This is a genomic window from Citrobacter sp. CK188, assembly GCF_030333525.1.
In the GTDB taxonomy this organism is placed as follows: Bacteria; Pseudomonadota; Gammaproteobacteria; order Enterobacterales; family Enterobacteriaceae; genus Citrobacter_B; species Citrobacter_B koseri.
Genome location: NZ_JAOWFU010000026.1, coordinates 56,288 through 71,887, shown reverse-complemented (window position 1 = coordinate 71,887; position 15,600 = coordinate 56,288). Strand labels below are relative to the sequence as shown.

Sequence of the window (15,600 nt, the reverse complement as noted above, 5' to 3'; positions counted from 1 at the left end):
TTTTATTAGTTGCGATACAGCACCTTAATGATGTGGTATCCGAACTGGGTGTGCAGTGGGCCGGTTGGCTCCAGCACCGGGCAGGAGAAGACCACTTTGTCGAACGCCGGAACCATCTGGCCCTGACGAAACTCACCTAAGTCACCGCCTCTTTTGCCTGACGGGCAGATAGAGTGCTTTTTCGCCAGTTTGCCGAAGTCGGCGCCATTCTTGATTTGTTCCAGAAGATCCAGCGCCAGCTTCTCTTCTTTTACCAGGATATGCAGTGCTGCTGCGGTTTTCGCCATTATTTCGCTCTCATGTCTCAAAGGTTGCCCGCCACTTTATCATTCCTTAGGGCGTCGGACATATACTCTTCGCCATCGCAGGACAGATGTCCCGCCGGGTTTAATGAACCGGGAGATGAACGACACTTTTATCAGACATATTCCCTCTGCAACAGGACAGCCGTCCTGTCTTTCCATCTCAGGAGAGAGATAACATGAGCTCAATGAAAAACGCAGAATTTTCAGGCGACTGGCTGACAGGGCTAACCCAAATCGTACGCGATCCGCAGCTGTATGAGCTGCTCAAATATTGCCCGCTGGACATCATGCAGCGCTGGCGCGTTGAGGAAATACCTCGCGGAGCGCTGATTTGCCGTCAGGGTGACATTTGTCGGCAATTCTCGCTGATTGTTTCCGGTGAGGTGGATGTCTTTTACGAAGCTGAAGACGGGCGCCGTTATCGGCAGGCACATTACCGCAAAGGCGACATGCTGGGCGAGCTGGAGATTTTTGAGTCGCGGCATTACATCTGTTCGGTGATGGCGGTTGGCAGCGTTCAGTTGTTAAGCCTGCCGCAGGCGGATTTTCATCGCTGGCTGGCGCTGGATAACCATTTTAACCAGCGGATGCTGCGCTTTTTCAGCCAGCAATATTATCAGTTGTCGAAAAAGGCCAGCAGCGACAATTTGTACTCGCTGTATCAACGGGTTTGCCAGGCATTATGGCAGCGATATCAACATGATGAATCGACCACGATTTTGCTGGATAAACAAAATCTCAGTCAGGAATTTGCGGCGACGACGCGCAGTATCAACCGTATTTTGCACGATCTGAAATCGCTGAAAATTATTGATACCGACGGTGAGCGGATCGTCTTATTAGCCCCTGAAAAACTGAAACAGGAGGCGGAGATCTGAGTCCCTCAGCACAGTAAGGAGACAGAAGATGCAACCCCATATTCGATTAAGCAATAGCATGACCGGTGCGCGGTATGCGCTATTGCCCGGCGATCCTGAGCGGGTGGACAGGATCGCCCACTTTCTTGATAACCCTGAGATACTGGGGCAAAACCGGGAATTTCGGGCGGCGCGCGGCACATATAAAGGGATTGAGATTCTGGTGCTGTCGACGGGAATCGGCGGGCCATCAACGGCCATTGCCATTGAAGAGTTACGGCAGATTGGCGTAGACACGCTGATTCGCATCGGTAGCTGTGGGGCATTGCAGGATACGCTGGCGCTGGGCGATCTGATTATCGCCAACGGTGCGGTCGCCGATGACGGCACCAGCAAAACCTACGCGCCAGCCTGCTATCCGGCCTGCGCAGACCCGCAGCTTATCGCCACGTTGATCCAGCAGGCGAAGCAGATGAACATTTCTGCGATTTGCGGACTGGTGCGCAGCCACGACAGCTTTTATACCGATCGTGAAGCTGAACTGGATGCGGAATGGTCAGCGCGCGGCATTCTCGGGGCGGATATGGAAACGGCGGCGCTGATGGTGGTCGGCGCATTACGTGGGCTGCGTACGGCGTCGTTGCTGAACGTGGTCGTTGCCCACAACGGCTGTCTGGACAGCAGTATTAATGATTATGTTCAACAGGAAACGCTGTGCCTGCAGGGTGAAGAACGTCAGATTTCCCTGGCGCTACAGGCCATTTATTTCGATAGCCAGCAAGGAGAGCAATGATGGACTTTTTCAGTATTAACAACGTGATGGTCAACATTCCTCTCGGCGAAGGCGGGTATGCGCTGTCGTGGATTGAGGCTATCGGCACGGTCTTTGGTTTATTGTGCATCTGGTGCGCCAGCCGGGAAAAAATCATCAATTACCTGTTTGGTCTGATTAATGTCACCCTGTTTGCCGCGATCTTTTTCCAGATTCAGCTATATGCCAGCCTGTTGCTTCAGGTGTTCTTCTTTGCCGCCAATATCTATGGCTGGTATGCGTGGAGCCGTCAGAATGAGGCGCAAGAGGCAGCGCTGAAGGTGCGCTGGCTCTCCCGCCAGCAAACGCTGGTGCTGAGTGGTGTGTGTATTGTCGCCATCCTGCTGATGACGCGGTTTATCGACCCGGTGTTCGCCATGCTGACCCATATTATGCTCGGGATGCTGCAAACGGTAGGAGTTCAGGTGGCGATGCCAGAGCTACAGCCGGACGCGTTCCCGTTCTGGGATTCCACCATGCTGGTGCTGTCGATCGCGGCGATGGTGCTGATGACTCGCAAATATGTGGAAAACTGGCTGCTGTGGGTGCTTATCGACGTCATTAGCGTGGTGATTTACGCGGTACAGGGCGTCTATGCGATGTCGCTGGAGTATGTCCTGCTAACGGCGATTGCGATTATGGGATCGTACAGCTGGATCCTGAGCGCAAAACGCAACGGCTATACGCCGCTTGCCGCCAGCGCCACCTGATTAACGCTTTCCTGGCTGTCTGAAAGGGCAGCCTGTTACTCCCTCGGCCCTGCTTTCTGCTACAATCCTTCCCCCGTTCGAAGATTGAGCAATATTCCCATGCGTTTAAACCCCGGCCAACAACACGCTGTCGAATTCGTCACCGGCCCCTGCCTGGTGCTGGCGGGCGCGGGTTCTGGTAAGACTCGCGTTATTACCAATAAAATCGCCCATCTGATTCGTGGTTGCGGCTATCAGGCGCGCCATATTGCGGCAGTGACCTTTACCAATAAAGCGGCGCGTGAAATGAAAGAGCGTGTCGGGCAAACGCTGGGGCGTAAAGAGGCGCGCGGGCTGATGATCTCCACTTTCCATACGTTGGGGCTGGATATCATCAAACGTGAATATGCGGCGTTGGGGATGAAATCGAACTTTTCGCTGTTTGACGATACCGATCAGGTCGCATTGCTGAAAGAGCTGACTGACGGTCTGATTGAAGATGACAAAGTTATCTTGCAACAGCTGATCTCGACGATCTCTAACTGGAAAAACGATCTGATGACGCCCGCTCAGGCGGCGGCAAGCGCAAAAGGGGAGCGCGACCGTATCTTCGCTCACTGTTATGGTCTGTACGATGCACATCTGAAGGCCTGCAATGTGCTCGATTTTGACGACCTGATTCTATTGCCGACGCTGCTGCTACAGCGTAATGAAGAGGTGCGTGAGCGCTGGCAGAACAGGATTCGCTATCTGCTGGTGGATGAATACCAGGATACCAACACCAGTCAGTATGAACTGGTGAAGCTGCTGGTAGGAAGCCGCGCGCGCTTTACGGTGGTGGGTGATGATGACCAGTCGATCTACTCCTGGCGCGGCGCGCGTCCGCAAAACCTGGTGTTGTTGAGTAAGGATTTCCCGGCGCTACAGGTGATCAAGCTGGAGCAGAACTATCGTTCCTCCGGGCGCATTCTGAAAGCGGCGAATATCCTGATTGCCAATAACCCTCACGTCTTTGAAAAACGCCTCTTTTCTGAACTGGGTTATGGCGCGGAACTCAAGGTTCTGAGCGCGAACAATGAAGAGCACGAGGCCGAACGCGTCACCGGCGAGCTGATTGCTCATCACTTTGTGAATAAGACTGAATACAAGGATTACGCCATTCTGTATCGCGGGAACCACCAGTCGCGGGTGTTTGAAAAATTCCTTATGCAGAACCGTATTCCCTACAAAATTTCTGGCGGCACGTCGTTCTTCTCCCGCCCGGAGATTAAAGACCTGCTGGCCTATCTGCGCGTACTGACCAACCCGGATGATGACAGCGCTTTCCTGCGGATTGTGAATACGCCAAAACGAGAAATCGGCCCGGCTACGCTGCAAAAGCTAGGCGAATGGGCGATGACGCGCAACAAGAGTCTGTTTACCGCCAGTTTTGATGTGGGGCTGAACCAGACGCTGACCGGGCGCGGCTATGATTCACTGACCCGCTTCACCCATTGGCTGGGGGAAATTCAGCGTCTGGCGGAGCGTGAGCCGATTGCCGCCGTGCGCGATCTCATCCACGGTATTGATTACGAATCCTGGTTGTATGAGACCTCGCCGAGCCCAAAAGCGGCGGAAATGCGCATGAAGAACGTCAACCAGTTGTTTAGCTGGATGACCGAAATGCTTGAAGGTAACGAACTTGACGAACCCATGACGCTCACCCAGGTGGTGACGCGCTTTACGCTGCGCGACATGATGGAGCGTGGTGAAAGTGAAGAAGAGTTGGATCAGGTACAGCTCATGACGCTGCATGCCTCGAAAGGGCTGGAGTTCCCGTACGTGTTTATGGTGGGGATGGAAGAAGGATTTCTGCCGCACCAGAGCAGCATTGACGAAGACAATATCGATGAGGAGCGCCGTCTGGCCTATGTGGGGATCACCCGCGCGCAGAAAGAGCTGATCTTCACGCTGTGCAAAGAGCGTCGTCAGTACGGCGAACTGGTGCGCCCGGAACCAAGCCGCTTTTTGCTGGAACTGCCGCAGGACGATCTTATCTGGGAGCAGGAGCGTAAAGTGGTAACGGCCGAGGAGCGGATGCAGAAAGGGCAGGCCAGCATAGCCAATATCCGCGCCATGATGGCGAAAGCAAAAGCGAAGTAGGTATTTTCCAGGCCGGATAAGCGTAAGCGCCATCCGGCAGCCAGCATCTAATGAACGTCCAAAGGCCAGTGGACATAGCTTTGCCACTGGCTTTCCTGATCGATCAACTCTTTACCCAGCGGGTGATGCTCCAGCCACCCTTGCGGCAAGGTTAACGTCAGATTCTCATCCTGCGCCTGCAACGTAATCTGTGGCACCAGATCGTCACGGCGACGGCTGGCAAAAATGATCGCCAGACGCAACAGGCGACAAAGATGTTCAGCGACGCGCGGCGGCACCGCATTCTGCTGGTGGAGGGAAGAGAGGTCGATCGGGTTGGTCTGATTTAACAACAGGGTGGCTAACAGCTTCTTTTGCGCGGGGGTGAATCCCGGTAAATCCAGATTACGCACCAGATAAGCCGCGTGCTGCGGCGCCTGTTTAAAATCAACGCTCAGGCCGATTTCATGCAGCTGACAGGCACTGGTCAGGAGTTCGCGACTGATCGGCTCAAGATGCCACTTATCTTCCACCTGATCGAGAAAGTTTACCGCCAGATCCGCTACGCGATGCGCCTGTTCGGTATCGACCATAAATCGACGCTGAATGTTACGCAGCGTGCGGCTGCGAATATCCTGATCCACCGCCAGATGCAGCATGCCATACACCAACCCTTCGCGCAGCGCTCCGCCCGCAAGCGTCATACACTGGATGTCCAGTTCGGTGAAAATCGCGATCAGAATGGCCAGACCGCTGGGGAATACCAGCGCGCGTTCCAGCGTTAACCCTTCAATTTCCAACTCTTCCAGACGGCCGCAATGAATTGCGCGTTGCTTCAGCTGTTGAAGTTTCGCCAATGTGATGCGCTCATCCATGCCCTGCGCCATCATGATTTCCTGCAACGCCTGGACGGTACCAGACGCGCCTACGCAGACTTTCCAGCCATGCTTGCGTAGCTCATCGGCGACCGGACGCAGCACTTCACGCGCGGCTTTCTCCGCCTCATCGAAGTTTTCTTGCGCCAGATTGCGATCGGTAAAGTAGCGTTCAAGCCAGGTGACGCAGCCCATTGACAGGCTAAACAGAGAGGTGGTTTGTGCGCCGGTTCCGGTGACCAGTTCGGTGCTGGCGCCGCCAATATCGACCACCAGACGCTGATCGGCGCCGCCGGTGGTATGGGCAACACCCTGATAAATCAGCCGCGCTTCTTCTTCGCCGCTAATGACCTGGACAGGGCAACCGAGGATCTCCTGCGCTTTGGCGATAAACTCGCCCGCATTGACGGCGAGACGCAGCGTTGCCGTGGCGACGACGCAGATTTGCGGTTGAGGAATATCCTGTAGGCGTTCAGCGAAAAGGCGCAGGCATTGCCAGCCGCGCTCCATCGCTTCAGCGGAAAGCGAATTATCACTGTTCAGGCCCGCAGCCAGACGCACCTTGCGCTTAATTCGCGTGAGCGTCTGGATGCTTCCAGCCACCTCGCGTACAACCAGCATATGAAAACTATTGGAACCGAGATCAATTGCGGCATACAGCGAAGTGGAAGTGAGCATATATTACGTTAACCTGAACGACGACGATTACGCGGCGCGCCGGTGCGACGCGGTCCATTGCCTGGGCGCGAGCGCGTCAGGCGCAACGGCTTCGGCAAATTGGTCATCAGCGCTTCCGGGTTATATTTGCTGACCGGGATAGAGTGACCAATATAAGCCTCAATAGCGGGCAGGTTCAGCGCGTACTCTTCACAGGCCAGGCTGATAGAGTGACCGCTCGCTCCTGCGCGACCCGTACGTCCGATACGGTGAACGTAGTCTTCGCAGTCATCCGGCAGGTCATAGTTAAAGACGTGCGTTACGGCCGGAATGTGCAGACCACGCGCGGCAACGTCGGTTGCGACGAGGATATCGAGATCGCCACGGGTAAACTCGTCGAGAATACGCAGACGTTTTTTCTGCGCAACGTCGCCGGTCAACAGGCCGACACGATGACCGTCAGCTGCCAGATGCCCCCAGATGTCTTCGCAGCGGTGCTTGGTATTGGCGAAAACAATGGCGCGATCCGGCCACTCTTCTTCGATCAGCGTTTGCAGCAAACGCATCTTCTCTTCGTTAGAAGGGTAGAAGAGCTCTTCTTTAATACGGTGGCCTGTCTTTTGTTCCGGTTCCACTTCAACATATTCGGCGTTGTTCATCTGCTCGAACGCCAGTTCGCGAACACGGTAAGAGAGGGTTGCGGAGAACAGCATGTTCAGACGCTGATTGGCCGGCGGCATACGGCGGAACAGCCAGCGGATGTCTTTAATAAAGCCCAGATCGTACATGCGATCGGCTTCATCCAATACGACGACCTGAATGGCGCCGAGGTTAATGTGGTTTTGTTTCGCGTAGTCGATCAGACGACCCGTGGTGCCGATCAGAATATCGACGCCGCTTTCCAGCACTTTCAGCTGTTTGTCGTAGCCGTCACCGCCGTAGGCCAGGCCTAATTTCAGGCCGGTGGTCTGCGCCAGCGGTTCCGCATCGGCGTGGATCTGCACGGCCAACTCACGCGTCGGCGCCATAATTAAGGCGCGCGGCTGGTTCACCTTGCGATCGTCAATCGCGGGATGAGAGAGAAGATAATGAAACGAAGACGTCAGGAACGCCATCGTTTTTCCGGTTCCGGTTTGCGCCTGCCCTGCGACATCACGACCCGCCAGCGTTAGCGGGAGGGCCAATGCCTGAATGGGCGTACAATTATGAAACCCTTTATTTTCAAGGGCTTCTATCACCTTTGGGTGCAGGGCGAAGTCGGAAAACTTCTGTTCTGTTAAATGTGTTTTGCTCATAGTGTGGTAGAATATCAGCTTACTATTGCTTTACGAAAGCGTATCCGGTGAAATAAAGTCAACCTTTAGTTGGTTAATGCGACATCAACACGTCGTTGATGAAGGCGAAACCAACACACCAGGCTTATTCCTGTGGAGTTATTATGAGCGATAAAATTATTCACCTGACTGACGACAGTTTTGACACGGATGTACTCAAAGCGGACGGGGCTATCCTCGTTGATTTCTGGGCAGAGTGGTGCGGACCGTGCAAAATGATCGCCCCGATTCTGGATGAAATCGCTGACGAATATCAGGGCAAATTGACGGTTGCTAAACTGAACATCGACCAAAACCCAGGCACCGCGCCGAAGTATGGTATCCGTGGCATCCCGACCCTGCTGTTGTTCAAAAACGGTGAAGTCGCAGCAACCAAAGTGGGCGCACTGTCCAAAGGTCAGCTGAAAGAGTTCCTCGACGCCAACCTGGCGTAAGACGGAAGTTTCATGTTCGGGTGGCCAGCATTCTAAATTATTCGGATGACTGGACGCCCGGCTTGAGTCGTGCTAACTTAGTGTTGACTTCGTATTAAACATACCTTATTAAGTTTGAGTCTTGTTTTTTCCAACGCTTCCCGTTTTTTCTCGCGCGAGAAGTGAACAGATTCCTGGCTTGTCACTCAATCCGTCTTGTCGTTTCAGTTCTGTGTACTTTCCTGTGACCAGACAGCGAACAGACATGAGTTGGTGGCCGTAAACAGGCATGGATGATCCTGCCATACCATTCACAACATTAAGTTCGAGATTTACCCCAAGTTTAAGAACTCACACCATTATGAATCTTACCGAATTAAAGAATACGCCGGTTTCTGAGCTGATCACTCTCGGCGAAAATATGGGGCTGGAAAACCTGGCTCGTATGCGCAAGCAGGACATTATTTTTGCCATCCTGAAGCAGCACGCAAAGAGTGGCGAAGATATCTTTGGTGACGGTGTGCTGGAGATATTGCAGGATGGATTTGGTTTCCTCCGCTCTGCAGACAGCTCCTACCTCGCCGGTCCTGATGACATCTACGTTTCTCCCAGCCAAATCCGCCGTTTCAACCTCCGCACTGGTGACACCATTTCTGGTAAGATTCGCCCGCCAAAAGAAGGCGAACGTTACTTTGCGCTGTTGAAAGTTAACGAAGTTAACTACGACAAACCTGAAAACGCCCGTAATAAAATCCTCTTTGAGAACTTAACGCCGCTGCACGCGAACTCACGTCTGCGTATGGAACGTGGTAACGGTTCTACTGAAGATTTAACGGCTCGCGTACTGGATTTGGCTTCCCCGATTGGCCGTGGTCAGCGTGGTCTGATCGTCGCACCGCCGAAAGCGGGTAAAACTATGCTGTTGCAGAACATCGCGCAGAGCATTGCTTACAACCACCCTGACTGCGTACTGATGGTGCTGCTGATCGACGAACGTCCAGAAGAAGTGACCGAAATGCAGCGTCTGGTAAAAGGTGAAGTGGTTGCTTCCACCTTCGACGAACCGGCATCCCGTCACGTTCAGGTTGCTGAAATGGTAATCGAGAAGGCGAAGCGTCTGGTTGAACACAAAAAAGACGTCATCATTCTGCTCGACTCCATCACTCGTCTGGCTCGCGCCTACAACACCGTGGTGCCGGCTTCTGGTAAAGTCCTGACCGGTGGTGTGGACGCCAACGCCCTGCACCGTCCGAAGCGTTTCTTCGGCGCGGCGCGTAACGTGGAAGAGGGCGGCAGCCTGACCATTATCGCAACGGCGCTGATCGACACCGGTTCTAAGATGGATGAAGTGATCTACGAAGAGTTTAAAGGCACCGGTAACATGGAGCTGCACCTCTCCCGTAAGATCGCTGAAAAACGCGTCTTCCCGGCTATCGACTACAACCGTTCCGGTACGCGTAAAGAAGAGCTGCTCACCACTCAGGAAGAGCTACAGAAAATGTGGATCCTGCGCAAAATCATCCATCCGATGGGTGAAATCGACGCGATGGAATTCCTCATTAACAAGCTGGCAATGACCAAGACCAACGACGACTTCTTCGACATGATGAAGCGTTCGTAAGTCCGGCTGATACCGAAAACGCCACGTTTTTACGTGGCGTTTTTCTTTTATGTCTGTCATCTTAGCGGCACATTGACAAAAGTCGCTACATCATACCGCTACGCTATGTTTCATTATGATTTTGTATCGTGTGGTTGATAAATATACAAAACTGCCTGATTCAGAACAGGGTTTCCCTTCTGAATAAGCGCCGTCATGGTTATACTTCTGCTATTAATTTTCTCTGAGAGCATGCATTGTGAATTTACTGACAGTGAGTACTGATCTCATCAGTATTTTTTTATTCACGACACTGTTTCTGTTTTTTGCACGCAAGGTCGCAAAAAAGATCGGTTTAGTGGATAAACCCAACTTCCGTAAACGCCACCAGGGACTGATACCGTTGGTTGGGGGGATTTCGGTTTTCGCAGGTATTTGCTTTACCTTCGGAATTGTTGATTATTATATTCCGCATGCTTCTCTCTATCTGGCCTGCGCTGGTGTACTGGTCTTCATTGGCGCGCTGGACGATCGCTTTGATATCAGTGTAAAAATCCGCGCGACGATTCAGGCCGCGATCGGCGTCATCATGATGGTGGTCGGTAAACTCTACTTAAGCAGCCTTGGATACATCTTTGGTCCCTGGGAGATGGTACTCGGCCCCTTTGGCTATTTCCTCACGCTCTTTGCCGTCTGGGCGGCGATCAACGCTTTCAATATGGTTGATGGTATTGATGGCTTACTTGGCGGGCTGTCCAGCGTCTCATTTGCCGCAATGGGACTGATTCTGTGGTTTGATGGGCAGACGAGTCTGGCGGTATGGTGTTTCGCCATGATCGCCGCGATTCTACCCTATATCATGTTAAACCTTGGTGTTCTGGGGCGTCGTTATAAAGTCTTTATGGGCGATGCGGGCAGTACGCTGATTGGCTTCACGGTCATCTGGATCCTGCTGGAAACCACGCAGGGTAAAACGCATCCTATCAGCCCGGTTACTGCGCTGTGGATTATTGCGATTCCATTAATGGACATGGTGGCGATTATGTATCGTCGCTTGCGTAAAGGCATGAGCCCCTTCTCTCCCGATCGCCAGCATATTCATCATTTGATCATGCGCGCAGGGTTTACTTCCCGACAGGCATTTGTCCTGATCACGCTTGCCGCAGCTATTCTGGCTTCCATTGGCGTTGCCGCAGAATATTCCCATTTTGTTCCAGAATGGGTCATGTTGGTGCTCTTTTTGCTAGCATTCTTCCTTTACGGTTACTGCATTAAGCGTGCCTGGAAGGTGGCGAGATTTATTAAGCGCGTGAAGCGCAGACTACGCAGAAACCGTGATAACAATCCAACGATAACCAAGTAAATTGAGGATGCGATGACACAACCATTACCGGGGGCACACGCCGTGAGCGCTGAAAATGAACTGGATATTCGTGGGTTGTTTCGTACCTTGTGGGCTGGGAAGCTATGGATTGTGGGAACAGGGCTGGCCTTTGCGCTTATTGCGTTAGCGTATACGTTTTTTGCCCGTCAGGAGTGGAGCGCAACGGCGATTTCCGACCGCCCCACCGTCAATATGCTGGGCGGCTATTACTCCCAACAGCAGTTTTTGCGCAACCTTGATATCAAAGCCAGCCTCGCGCCGGCCGATCAGCCTTCGGTAATGGATGAAGCGTATAAAGAGTTCGTCATGCAACTGGCGTCCTGGGATACGCGTCGCGATTTCTGGCTACAGACCGATTATTACAAGCAGCGTATGGTCGGCAACAGCAAAGCCGATGCTGCGATGCTGGATGAAATGATCAATAACATTCAGTTCACGCCAGGCGATTTCACTCGCAACACCAATGATAGCGTGAAGCTGATTGCGGAAACGGCGCCCGATGCCAACAACCTGCTTCGCCAGTATGTGGCGTTTGCCAGCCAGCGTGCGGCGAGCCATCTGAATGATGAGTTAAAAGGCGCATGGGCCGCGCGGACTATCCAGATGAAAGCGCAGGTTAAACGCCAGGAAGAGGTGGCGAAAAGCATTTTCTCTCGTCGTGTTCATAGCATTGAACAGGCGCTCAAAATTGCCGAGCAGCATAATATTTCTCGTACGGCGACCGATGTTCCTGCCGATGAATTACCCGACTCTGAGCTGTTTTTGCTTGGCCGCCCTATGCTACAAGCGCGTCTTGAAAACCTTCAGGCTGTCGGTCCGGCATTCGATCTGGACTATGATCAAAACCGGGCCATGTTGAACACGCTGAACGTGGGGCCGACGCTGGACCCGCGTTTCCAGACCTATCGTTATTTGCGCACGCCGGAAGAACCGGTAAAACGCGATAGCCCGCGCCGTGCTTTCCTGATGGTTATGTGGGGCATTGTTGGGGCGCTGATCGGGGCTGGCGTCGCATTAACCCGCCGCCGCGCGATTTAGCAACATCTCAGCAGTGAGGGGTTAGGCCCTCACTGCCTATTCGAAGAGAATCGATGTGAAAGTACTGACTGTATTTGGCACGCGACCGGAGGCCATCAAGATGGCGCCTCTGGTTCATGCGCTGGCAAAGGACCCTCATTTTGAGGCAAAAGTCTGCGTTACTGCGCAGCATCGGGAGATGCTCGATCAGGTTTTGAATCTCTTTTCTATTGTGCCTGACTACGATCTCAATATTATGCAGCCGGGTCAGGGGCTGACAGAGATTACCTGTCGAATCCTGGAAGGATTAAAACCGATTCTTGCCGATTTTAAACCTGATGTCGTATTGGTGCATGGCGATACGACAACCACTCTTGCCACCAGTCTGGCGGCTTTCTACCAGCGTATCCCTGTCGGTCATGTAGAGGCCGGGCTGCGAACCGGCGATCTCTACTCCCCCTGGCCTGAAGAGGCAAACCGCACCTTGACCGGTCGCCTGGCGATGTACCATTTTGCGCCGACGGAAAATTCACGGCAGAATTTACTGCGGGAACAGATCCCTGATAACCACATCTTTGTCACCGGCAATACCGTGATTGATGCGCTGATCTGGGTGCGCGATCGCGTACTGGCCAGCGATACGCTACGCGCCGAACTGGCAAAGCGGTATCCTTTCCTGTGTGACGATAAAAAAATGATCCTGGTGACCGGACATCGCCGTGAGAGCTTTGGCCGGGGGTTTGAGCAAATCTGTCATGCGCTGGCGGAGATAGCCGCTACCAATCAGGATGTACAAATTGTGTATCCGGTTCACCTGAATCCCAACGTCAGCGAACCGGTTAACCGCATCCTGGGTCATGTTGAAAATGTGATACTGATTGAGCCGCAGGATTACCTGCCGTTTGTCTGGCTGATGAACCACGCCTGGCTGATCCTTACCGACTCCGGCGGGATTCAGGAAGAGGCGCCGTCATTAGGCAAACCGGTGTTGGTTATGCGCGAAATGACGGAACGGCCAGAAGCCGTTACCGCTGGCACGGTGCGTCTGGTGGGAACCGATTCACACCGTATTGTGGAAGAAGTCACACGTTTGCTGCACGACGAAAATGAATATCAAACCATGAGCCGCGCCCATAATCCTTATGGCGACGGGCAGGCGTGCGGCCGCATTTTACACGCGTTAAAAAATAATCGGGTATCGCTATGAGTTTTACGACCATTTCTGTTATTGGGCTGGGATACATCGGGTTGCCGACGGCTGCGGCCTTTGCTTCTCGCCAAAAGCACGTTATTGGCGTGGATATCAATCAGCAGGCGGTGGACACCATCAACCGTGGAGCCATCCATATTGTTGAGCCGGATCTGGATAGCGTCGTGAAAACTGCGGTTGAAGGCGGATTCCTCCGGGCCACGACAACGCCGGTAGCAGCCGACGCGTACTTGATCGCCGTGCCGACGCCGTTCAAGGGCGATCACGACCCCGATATGGTTTATGTCGAAGCGGCCGCGAAATCTATTGCTCCCGTACTGAAAAAAGGCGCGCTGGTTATCCTCGAATCCACCTCGCCAGTGGGCGCGACAGAACAAATGGCCGCATGGCTGGCGGAAATGCGCCCGGATCTGACTTTCCCGCAGCAGGCGGGGGAACAGGCTGATGTGAACATTGCCTACTGCCCGGAGCGCGTATTGCCGGGTCAGGTCATGGTGGAACTCATCAAAAATGACCGCGTGATTGGCGGCATGACGCCGGTATGCTCCGCGCGTGCCAGCGAGTTGTACAAGATTTTCCTTGAAGGCGAGTGTGTGGTGACTAATTCCCGCACCGCCGAAATGTGTAAGCTCACGGAAAACAGCTTCCGTGACGTCAATATCGCCTTTGCGAACGAGCTGTCGCTGATTTGCGCCGATCAGGGGATTAACGTCTGGGAACTGATTCGTCTGGCGAATCGTCATCCGCGCGTGAATATTCTCCAGCCTGGGCCGGGCGTGGGCGGCCACTGCATCGCCGTCGATCCGTGGTTTATTGTGGCGCAAAACCCGCAGCAGGCGCGACTGATCCGTACCGCACGTGAAGTGAACGACGGTAAACCACACTGGGTGGTGGCGCAGGTGAAAGCCGCAGTGGCAGATTGCCTGACGGCAACGAATAAGCGCGCCAGCGACATCAAAATCGCCTGCTTTGGTCTGGCGTTTAAACCGAATATTGACGATCTGCGTGAAAGCCCGGCGATGGGCATTGCGCAGGAGATTGCGCAATGGCATGCCGGTGAAACGCTGGTGGTAGAGCCTAATATTCATCAGTTGCCGAAAAAACTGGAAGGTCGCTGCACGTTAGCCACGCTGGAAAATGCGCTGGCGGAAGCGGATGTGCTGGTTATGCTGGTTGACCATCATCCGTTTAAAGCGGTTAACGGCGACGCCGTGCAGCAACGCTACATTGTGGATACGAAAGGAGTCTGGCGCTGATGAAACGGATTCTGGTCACTGGCGGCGCGGGATTTATCGGCTCTGCCGTTGTGCGCCACATCATTGATGAAACCCCCGACGCCGTGGTGGTGGTGGATAAGCTCACCTACGCCGGAAACCTGATGTCGCTGGCGCCAGTTGCACAGCATGAGCGCTTTGCCTTTGAGAAAGTGGATATCTGCGATCGGGCATCGCTGGACCGCGTTTTTCAGCAGTACCAGCCGGATTACGTGATGCATCTGGCGGCGGAAAGCCACGTTGACCGGTCTATCGATGGCCCGGCTGCGTTTATTGAAACCAATATCGTGGGAACCTACACGCTGCTGGAAGCGGCCCGGACTTACTGGGCGACGCTCAATGATGAGAAAAAATCGGCGTTTCGTTTCCACCATATCTCCACTGACGAGGTGTATGGCGATCTGCATTCCACGGATGATTTCTTTACTGAGACCACGCCGTATGCGCCGAGCAGTCCTTATTCCGCCTCGAAAGCCAGCAGCGATCACCTGGTGCGCGCGTGGTTGCGCACCTATGGTCTGCCGACGCTGGTCACTAACTGTTCCAATAATTACGGCCCTTACCACTTCCCGGAAAAGCTGATCCCATTGATGATCCTGAACGCGCTGGCGGGTAAACCGCTGCCGGTGTATGGCAATGGACAACAGATCCGCGACTGGCTGTACGTTGAAGATCACGCCAGGGCGCTGTATCGCGTGCTGACGGCGGGCAAAGTGGGAGAGACATATAACATTGGCGGCCATAATGAGCGTAAGAATCTGGAGGTTGTGGAAACGATTTGCGATCTGCTGGAAGAGCTTGCGCCACAAAAACCGCAGGGCGTGGCGCATTATCGCTCCCTGATCGCTTTTGTGGATGACCGTCCAGGCCATGATTTACGCTATGCCATCGACGCAGCGAAAATTGCGCGTGAACTCGGCTGGACGCCGCAGGAAACCTTTGAAAGCGGAATGCGGAAAACCGTGCAGTGGTATCTGGCGAATGAGGCCTGGTGGAAGCCCGTGCAGGATGGCAGCTATCAGGGTGAACGTTTAGGTCTGAAGGGCTAAACCC

15 protein-coding genes are annotated in these 15,600 nt (G+C 53.7%); 12 read left to right on the top strand and 3 right to left on the bottom strand.

Annotation, left to right across the window (positions count from 1 at the left end):
• Positions 1 to 5 precede the first annotated feature (5 nt).
• Entirely contained in the window at positions 6 to 287 is a 282-nt protein-coding gene (gene ppiC / locus OGV67_RS04715; RefSeq protein WP_001140251.1) for a peptidylprolyl isomerase PpiC, read from the bottom strand.
• A gap of 194 nt (positions 288 to 481) precedes the next feature.
• Between ppiC and OGV67_RS04710 the strand changes: the two genes are divergently transcribed.
• From OGV67_RS04710 to rep, 4 genes are all read left to right on the top strand, one after another.
• Positions 482 to 1,183, top strand: a complete 702-nt coding sequence (locus OGV67_RS04710; RefSeq protein ID WP_024130094.1) for a Crp/Fnr family transcriptional regulator — start codon at positions 482 to 484, stop codon at positions 1,181 to 1,183.
• 28 nt (positions 1,184 to 1,211) lie between these two features.
• Positions 1,212 to 1,955, top strand: coding sequence for a nucleoside phosphorylase (locus OGV67_RS04705; protein WP_115615303.1), 744 nt, complete (start codon positions 1,212 to 1,214; stop codon positions 1,953 to 1,955).
• On the top strand, positions 1,955 to 2,683 hold the full coding sequence (pnuC, locus tag OGV67_RS04700; RefSeq protein ID WP_200003675.1) for a nicotinamide riboside transporter PnuC: 729 nt from the start codon (positions 1,955 to 1,957) through the stop codon (positions 2,681 to 2,683). Before OGV67_RS04705 ends, pnuC begins: the two co-directional genes overlap by 1 nt.
• Before the next feature lie 99 nt (positions 2,684 to 2,782).
• The gene (gene rep / locus OGV67_RS04695; protein ID WP_049009050.1) at positions 2,783 to 4,804 is read left to right on the top strand and encodes a DNA helicase Rep; all 2,022 of its coding nucleotides are present in this window, start codon (positions 2,783 to 2,785) and stop codon (positions 4,802 to 4,804) included.
• Between the two features lie 47 nt (positions 4,805 to 4,851).
• Here the strand turns inward: rep and gppA are convergent, their stop codons facing one another.
• Together gppA and rhlB are read right to left on the bottom strand one after the other, a co-directional pair.
• The gene (gene gppA / locus OGV67_RS04690; RefSeq protein WP_012131131.1) at positions 4,852 to 6,336 is read right to left on the bottom strand and encodes a guanosine-5'-triphosphate,3'-diphosphate diphosphatase; all 1,485 of its coding nucleotides are present in this window, start codon (positions 6,334 to 6,336) and stop codon (positions 4,852 to 4,854) included.
• A gap of 8 nt (positions 6,337 to 6,344) precedes the next feature.
• Entirely contained in the window at positions 6,345 to 7,610 is a 1,266-nt protein-coding gene (gene rhlB / locus OGV67_RS04685) for an ATP-dependent RNA helicase RhlB (protein ID WP_012131132.1), read from the bottom strand.
• A 143-nt stretch (positions 7,611 to 7,753) separates the two neighbouring features.
• On the opposite strand from rhlB, the gene trxA reads away from it, so the two are divergent.
• The 8 genes from trxA (at position 7,754) to rffG (ending at position 15,596) form a co-directional block, all read left to right on the top strand.
• On the top strand, positions 7,754 to 8,083 hold the full coding sequence (gene trxA, locus OGV67_RS04680) for a thioredoxin TrxA (RefSeq protein WP_001280776.1): 330 nt from the start codon (positions 7,754 to 7,756) through the stop codon (positions 8,081 to 8,083).
• A gap of 169 nt (positions 8,084 to 8,252) precedes the next feature.
• On the top strand, positions 8,253 to 8,345 hold the full coding sequence (locus tag OGV67_RS04675; protein ID WP_223849128.1) for a rho operon leader peptide: 93 nt from the start codon (positions 8,253 to 8,255) through the stop codon (positions 8,343 to 8,345).
• A 78-nt stretch (positions 8,346 to 8,423) separates the two neighbouring features.
• A complete protein-coding gene (gene rho, locus OGV67_RS04670; RefSeq protein WP_002437993.1) occupies positions 8,424 to 9,683 on the top strand; it encodes a transcription termination factor Rho in 1,260 nt (419 codons plus the stop codon).
• Between the two features lie 238 nt (positions 9,684 to 9,921).
• On the top strand, positions 9,922 to 11,025 hold the full coding sequence (wecA, locus tag OGV67_RS04665; RefSeq protein ID WP_115615301.1) for a UDP-N-acetylglucosamine--undecaprenyl-phosphate N-acetylglucosaminephosphotransferase: 1,104 nt from the start codon (positions 9,922 to 9,924) through the stop codon (positions 11,023 to 11,025).
• A gap of 12 nt (positions 11,026 to 11,037) precedes the next feature.
• A complete protein-coding gene (gene wzzE, locus OGV67_RS04660) occupies positions 11,038 to 12,084 on the top strand; it encodes an ECA polysaccharide chain length modulation protein (protein WP_049009048.1) in 1,047 nt (348 codons plus the stop codon).
• A gap of 55 nt (positions 12,085 to 12,139) precedes the next feature.
• The gene (gene wecB / locus OGV67_RS04655; protein ID WP_012131136.1) at positions 12,140 to 13,270 is read left to right on the top strand and encodes a non-hydrolyzing UDP-N-acetylglucosamine 2-epimerase; all 1,131 of its coding nucleotides are present in this window, start codon (positions 12,140 to 12,142) and stop codon (positions 13,268 to 13,270) included.
• Positions 13,267 to 14,529 (top strand): UDP-N-acetyl-D-mannosamine dehydrogenase, encoded by a 1,263-nt coding sequence (wecC, locus tag OGV67_RS04650; protein ID WP_115615300.1) that lies wholly within the window; start codon positions 13,267 to 13,269, stop codon positions 14,527 to 14,529. The genes wecB and wecC overlap by 4 nt, the downstream gene beginning before the upstream one ends.
• Positions 14,529 to 15,596: a dTDP-glucose 4,6-dehydratase gene (gene rffG / locus OGV67_RS04645; RefSeq protein WP_115615299.1), complete on the top strand. Its 1,068-nt coding sequence runs from the start codon at positions 14,529 to 14,531 to the stop codon at positions 15,594 to 15,596. The genes wecC and rffG overlap by 1 nt, the downstream gene beginning before the upstream one ends.
• Positions 15,597 to 15,600 lie beyond the last annotated feature (4 nt).

What these genes read in the sequence shown, in the direction of transcription:
- wzzE (WP_049009048.1), top strand. Translation starts at nt 11,038, where the DNA reads ATGACACAACCATTACCGGGGGCACACGCCGTGAGCGCTGAAAATGAA.
- gppA (WP_012131131.1), bottom strand. Translation starts at nt 6,336, where the DNA reads ATGCTCACTTCCACTTCGCTGTATGCCGCAATTGATCTCGGTTCCAAT.
- OGV67_RS04710 (WP_024130094.1), top strand. Translation starts at nt 482, where the DNA reads ATGAGCTCAATGAAAAACGCAGAATTTTCAGGCGACTGGCTGACAGGG.
- rho (WP_002437993.1), top strand. Translation starts at nt 8,424, where the DNA reads ATGAATCTTACCGAATTAAAGAATACGCCGGTTTCTGAGCTGATCACT.
- rep (WP_049009050.1), top strand. Translation starts at nt 2,783, where the DNA reads ATGCGTTTAAACCCCGGCCAACAACACGCTGTCGAATTCGTCACCGGC.
- rhlB (WP_012131132.1), bottom strand. Translation starts at nt 7,610, where the DNA reads ATGAGCAAAACACATTTAACAGAACAGAAGTTTTCCGACTTCGCCCTG.
- ppiC (WP_001140251.1), bottom strand. Translation starts at nt 287, where the DNA reads ATGGCGAAAACCGCAGCAGCACTGCATATCCTGGTAAAAGAAGAGAAG.
- trxA (WP_001280776.1), top strand. Translation starts at nt 7,754, where the DNA reads ATGAGCGATAAAATTATTCACCTGACTGACGACAGTTTTGACACGGAT.
- rffG (WP_115615299.1), top strand. Translation starts at nt 14,529, where the DNA reads ATGAAACGGATTCTGGTCACTGGCGGCGCGGGATTTATCGGCTCTGCC.
- wecC (WP_115615300.1), top strand. Translation starts at nt 13,267, where the DNA reads ATGAGTTTTACGACCATTTCTGTTATTGGGCTGGGATACATCGGGTTG.
- pnuC (WP_200003675.1), top strand. Translation starts at nt 1,955, where the DNA reads ATGGACTTTTTCAGTATTAACAACGTGATGGTCAACATTCCTCTCGGC.
- OGV67_RS04705 (WP_115615303.1), top strand. Translation starts at nt 1,212, where the DNA reads ATGCAACCCCATATTCGATTAAGCAATAGCATGACCGGTGCGCGGTAT.